5 protein-coding genes are annotated in these 5,330 nt (G+C 54.0%); 2 read left to right on the top strand and 3 right to left on the bottom strand.

The annotated features are described in order from the left end of the window. On the top strand, positions 1-973 hold a 973-nt coding region (locus KQJ19_RS22235; RefSeq protein ID WP_216404161.1), incomplete at its 5' end, for a bile acid:sodium symporter family protein. Here KQJ19_RS22235 and KQJ19_RS22230 read toward each other — a convergent pair. The 3 genes from KQJ19_RS22230 to zipA form a co-directional block, all read right to left on the bottom strand. Next, complete coding sequence (locus tag KQJ19_RS22230; protein WP_200080337.1) at positions 970-1,188, bottom strand: DUF3820 family protein; 219 nt, start codon at positions 1,186-1,188, stop codon at positions 970-972. The two genes, KQJ19_RS22235 and KQJ19_RS22230, sit on opposite strands and share 4 nt — an antisense overlap. 1 nt (position 1,189) lies before the next feature. Continuing rightward, entirely contained in the window at positions 1,190-3,205 is a 2,016-nt protein-coding gene (gene ligA, locus KQJ19_RS22225; RefSeq protein WP_049282268.1) for an NAD-dependent DNA ligase LigA, read from the bottom strand. Positions 3,206-3,276: 71 nt separating this feature from the next. Continuing rightward, positions 3,277-4,257, bottom strand: coding sequence for a cell division protein ZipA (zipA, locus tag KQJ19_RS22220; protein ID WP_047499827.1), 981 nt, complete (start codon positions 4,255-4,257; stop codon positions 3,277-3,279). 230 nt (positions 4,258-4,487) lie between these two features. On the opposite strand from zipA, the gene cysZ reads away from it, so the two are divergent. Then, entirely contained in the window at positions 4,488-5,249 is a 762-nt protein-coding gene (cysZ, locus tag KQJ19_RS22215; protein ID WP_016153924.1) for a sulfate transporter CysZ, read from the top strand. Positions 5,250-5,330: the final 81 nt, after the last annotated feature.

Genomic DNA, 5,330 nt, shown 5'->3' with positions numbered 1-5,330 from the left:
GTTCACGATAACGCTGATTACCGTTGTTTTGCTGGCGTCCTTTTTCCCGGCCGAAGGTGGTTTTGTGCCTTTCTTTGAAGGCTTAACCACCGCCGCCATTGCCCTGCTGTTTTTTATGCACGGGGCGAAACTCTCGCGTGAAGCCATTATTGCCGGTGGTAGCCACTGGCGTTTGCATCTGTGGGTGATGTGCAGCACGTTTGTTGTCTTCCCGGTTCTGGGCGTTCTGTTCGCCTGGTGGGCGCCGGTCAACGTAGACCCGATGCTGTACACCGGTTTCCTGTACCTGTGTATTTTGCCTGCCACTGTGCAGTCAGCCATCGCTTTTACGTCGCTGGCGGGCGGTAACGTTGCCGCCGCCGTTTGTTCTGCTTCGGCCTCCAGCCTGCTGGGTATTTTTCTCTCGCCGCTGCTGGTAGGGCTGGTGATGAATATGCACGGCGCAGAAGGCAGCCTGGAGCAGGTGGGAAAAATCATGTTGCAGCTGCTGCTGCCGTTCGTGCTGGGTCACCTTTCACGTCCGTGGATTGGAAACTGGGTTTCTCGACATAAAAAATGGATCGCGAAAACGGATCAATCCTCTATTTTGCTGGTGGTGTACTCCGCCTTCAGTGAAGCCGTCGTTAACGGGATCTGGCACAAAGTGGGGGTGGGTTCACTGCTGTTTATCGTGGTGGTCAGCATCATACTGCTGGCAATCGTGATTGGCATAAATGTCTTTGTTGCGCGCAAATGCGGCTTTAACAAAGCTGATGAAATCACCATTGTGTTCTGCGGTTCGAAAAAGAGCCTGGCGAACGGGATCCCAATGGCAAATATTTTGTTCCCAACTTCGGTGATTGGGATGATGGTGCTACCGTTGATGATCTTCCATCAAATACAGCTAATGGTGTGCGCCGTGCTGGCGCGTCGCTACAAGCAACAGACGGACGCATTGCAGGCGCAACAGAAAAGCCGCGCCGCGAAGGCTTAAAGAGGACGTTTCAGGGGCTGCACCAGTTGCGTCAGCCCCTCAGTTTTAATCAGCAGCGTGGTTTGCATCAGCTCGCCAAGCTTGCCCGGCGGGAATTCATCCTTACGGGCAAACCACAGCAGATACTCTTCCGGGACATCAATCAACCGACGCCCTTTATATTTGCCAAAGGGCATCACAGTATTGGCGATGTCAACCAGCTGCTCTTTTTCCATCTCAGGCACCCAGTAAGCGGATCATTTCAGCTTCATCGATCACGGCAATACCCAGTTCCTGAGCTTTTGCCAGTTTCGAACCCGCCGCTTCACCGGCAATCACCAGATCGGTTTTCTTCGACACGCTACCGGCCACTTTTGCACCTAACTCGGTCAGTCTCGCTTTGGCGTCATCGCGCGACATCAGGCTCAGGCTCCCGGTCAGCACTACCGTTTTACCTGCGAAGGGGCTGTCGATTTCTTCAGCGTTAATGACCACCGGCGCTGGCCAGTGGATCCCCTGCGCCAGCAGTTGAACAATTACCTCGCGGTTGCTCTCTTCGGCAAAGAAATTAAACACGTGCGTCGCCACCACAATGCCGACATCCGGCACTTTTTGCAGCTCTTCAATAGAAGCGGCTTCCAGCGCGTCGAGCGTGCCAAAATACGCCGCCAGACCAGCAGCCGTGGCTTCGCCGACTTCACGAATGCCTAGCGCATAGAGGAAACGGGCAAACGTGGTTTCTTTCGCTTTTTCCAGCGCATTGACCACGTTTTGCGCCGACTTCGGCCCCATACGATCAAGCCCCGTCAGTTTACCGGCGGTCAGCGTGAAGAGATCCGCTGGCGTATGGACATACTCTTTCTCGACCAGTTGATCGATAATTTTGTCGCCCATGCCGTCAACATCGAGCGCGCGGCGGGAAACAAAGTGTTTCAGCGATTCCTTACGCTGTGCTCCACAGATTAAACCGCCGGTGCAGCGAGTGACCGCTTCGCCTTCCACACGTTCAACGTCAGAATTACAAACCGGACAATGCGCTGGAAACACAATTTCGCGGGTATCTTCCGGGCGTTCAGAAAGCACGACGTTCACCACCTGCGGGATGACATCGCCCGCACGGCGAATGACGACTTTATCGCCAATACGCAACCCCAGACGCTCGATTTCATCAGCGTTATGCAGCGTTGCGTTACTGACCAGCACCCCGGCAACCTGGACCGGCTCAAGGCGGGCGACGGGCGTAATCGCCCCGGTACGTCCAACCTGAAACTCAACATCGCGTACGAAAGTCATCTGCTCCTGCGCCGGGAACTTAAAGGCCACAGCCCAGCGCGGCGCGCGGGCAACAAAGCCCAGTTGCTCCTGCAACGCCATAGAGTTGACTTTGATCACCACGCCATCGATATCAAATCCCAGCGTTGGTCGGTCTTCTTCAACCTTGTGATAGTAAGCAAGTACTTCCTCCGGGGAGTCGCAAAGCGCCACTCTATCGCTTACCGGCAGGCCCCACTCTTTAAATTGCAGCAGTCGGCCCAGATGGGTATCTGGCAGCACGCCGCCTTCCAACACACCAACGCCATAGCAGAAGAAAGTAAGCGGTCGCTTCGCTGTGATACGTGGATCGAGCTGGCGTAATGAACCGGCCGCCGCGTTACGCGGGTTAGCAAACACTTTGTTGCCAGTGCGGCGGGCCTCTTCGTTAATTTTTTCAAATCCGGCCTGCGGCAGGAACACTTCACCGCGCACTTCCAGACGTGAAGGGATGTTTTCGCCACGCAGTTTTAACGGGATCGCGCGAATGGTGCGCACGTTAGAGGTAATATCCTCACCCGTGGTGCCATCACCACGCGTTGCAGCGCTGACCAGCACACCGTTTTCATACAGGATACTCACCGCCAGGCCGTCCAGTTTCAGTTCACAGCACCAGGTCAGTTTATCGGTACTCTTTAGCCTGTCCTGCACGCGCTTGTTGAAGGCGAGAAAACTCTCTTCATCAAACACGTTATCCAGCGACAGCATCGGCACTTCATGGCGAATCTGGCTGAACGCGGTTAACGGCGCTGCGCCAACGCGTTGGGTTGGCGAGTCGGGGGTAACAAGGTCCGGATGCTGCGCTTCCAGCTCGCGCAGTTCGCGCATCAGGCGATCGTATTCCGCATCAGGAATTTCCGGCGCGTCCATCACATGGTAGAGATACTCATGATGGCGAAGCGTGGTTCGCAGTTCTGTCAGTTGTTGTTCGATTGATTCCATATCGCACCATCAATGATAAAAAACCCCCGACAGGCGGGGGTTTAGAAAGGAAATGTCACGCCAGAGGAAAATCAGGCGAGAGATTCTTTAACTTCGCGGATGCGGTCCTGATACTCGCGCAGTTTCTGCGGCGTCATCATGCGACGTTGATCGTCGAGCACCACACCCCCCACTTCATCGGCAATGTGCTGTGCGGACTGCAGCATCAGCTTAAAGTTTTGCAGCTCGTCCCCGTAGGACGGAACCTGCATAAAAATAGTCACGCCAGGGGTGCTGAAGTCGCCGGTCATTTCTGGGTCAAACGTTCCCGGATTAACCATATTAGCGAGGCTGAACAGCGACGGACCGCTGCCATCCGGGCTCAAATGACGATGGAAAATATTCATATCGCCAAATTTGAAACCGGCCTGCTGAATGCTGTTGAGCAGCACTTCCCCGTTGAGCTCGCTACCATGATGAGCCGCAACGTTCATAATGATGACCGCTTCTTTACGCTGCGGTTTTTCAGCAACAGGCGCTTCTTCTACTACCGGCTCGGGCTGCGGTTGATGTTCAACGACAGGCTCTGCTGGCTGGAAGGTCTGCGGCGCAGGTTGCGGTGCTTGCTGAGCAGGTTGCTGAACCTGCGGGGCAACAGGTTGCTGCACAGGTGGCTGCTGAACAGGCTGATGTTGCACCGGCTGCTGCGGCTGCTGAACATGCGGCGGCGGTACCGGCGCTTGTGCAGGCTGCTGCGCAGGCTGACGCGGCTGAGCAGACGCATAAGGCGGCTGGTACTGGTGTTGCGGCGACTGAGGAGGAACACCATGTTCCTGCGCATTACCGGGAGCATGATTCACACGATGAACGCGAACTTCGCCCACGCCTTCGTCTTCCTCGACGTTGTCGTCGAACGAATCCTCGTCTTCACGTTTAGACTTCATGCGTTTCAGTGGGCGATCGCGGAATATAGAAGACCGCTCTTTACGGCTAGTCCAAAAACCATGTACCAGTAAAGCGATTATGGCGATCGCGCCAACAATGATTAATATCAGACGCAAATCCTGCATCATTATATTCTCTGTTGTTCTAACACCTTGCCACCACGGCAAACATTTACTCACTAAGAGTATTTGTCGATTACGCCAAGTGCAAGTGTACTCTTGGCTTTCACGGCATAAAGATGAACAAAATTGTGCTTTTTGCTGTTTTTTCGAACATTTCCGAACAGCTTAACGCTCAACAACCCGGTAAGATACGCACAGTTTACCAGAGCTTATATAACAAGGAGTACGTCCTGACCATGGTTTCATCATCTGCAGTTGTACCTCGCAGCGGCCTTTATTACTTTTCTCAGGGATGGAAGCTCATCACCCAACCGGGCATTCGTCGTTTTGTTATTCTGCCTTTGCTGGTGAATATCCTGCTGATGGGCGGCGCATTCTGGTGGTTATTTACGCAGCTCGGTAACTGGGTTCCCGCGCTGATGAGTCACGTCCCTGACTGGCTTCAGTGGCTCAGCTATTTACTGTGGCCGATTGTGACTATTTCCGTGCTGTTGGTGTTCGGCTACCTGTTCTCCACTATCGCCAACTGGATTGCCGCACCGTTTAACGGTCTGCTGGCTGAACAACTGGAAGCGCGCTTAACGGGCGCAACACCGCCCGACACCGGTATTCTCGGCATTATGAAAGACGTTCCGCGCATTATGAAACGCGAATGGCAAAAGCTGGCGTGGTATCTCCCGCGCGCCTTCGTGTTGCTGATCCTCTATTTTATTCCAGGCATTGGGCAGACCGTCGCCCCGGTCCTGTGGTTCCTGTTCAGCGCGTGGATGCTGGCCATTCAGTACTGCGATTATCCTTTTGATAACCATAAGGTGCCTTTTAAGGAGATGCGCGTCGCGCTGCGCACGCGCAAAGTGACCAATATGCAGTTTGGCGCGTTGACCAGCCTGTTCACCATGATTCCGGTGCTCAATCTGTTCATCATGCCGGTAGCAGTTTGTGGTGCCACGGCGATGTGGGTAGACTGCTATCGTGCTAAACACGCGTTATGGAAGTAATGCAAAAATGTGTAAAAGCGGGCTGGCTTATACCCGCTCTTATTCCATACTGCTACGCATTATTTCTCATCAGCATATAGA

The sequence above is a fragment of the Citrobacter sp. S46_ASV_140 genome (genome assembly GCF_018919545.1).
Lineage (GTDB): Bacteria > Pseudomonadota > Gammaproteobacteria > Enterobacterales > Enterobacteriaceae > Citrobacter > Citrobacter braakii.
The sequence above is the reverse complement of the archived record's forward strand: the minus strand, read 5'-3'. Positions and strand labels throughout refer to the sequence as shown.

What these genes read in the sequence shown, in the direction of transcription:
- zipA (WP_047499827.1), bottom strand. Translation starts at nt 4,257, where the DNA reads ATGATGCAGGATTTGCGTCTGATATTAATCATTGTTGGCGCGATCGCC.
- cysZ (WP_016153924.1), top strand. Translation starts at nt 4,488, where the DNA reads ATGGTTTCATCATCTGCAGTTGTACCTCGCAGCGGCCTTTATTACTTT.
- KQJ19_RS22230 (WP_200080337.1), bottom strand. Translation starts at nt 1,188, where the DNA reads ATGGAAAAAGAGCAGCTGGTTGACATCGCCAATACTGTGATGCCCTTT.
- ligA (WP_049282268.1), bottom strand. Translation starts at nt 3,205, where the DNA reads ATGGAATCAATCGAACAACAACTGACAGAACTGCGAACCACGCTTCGC.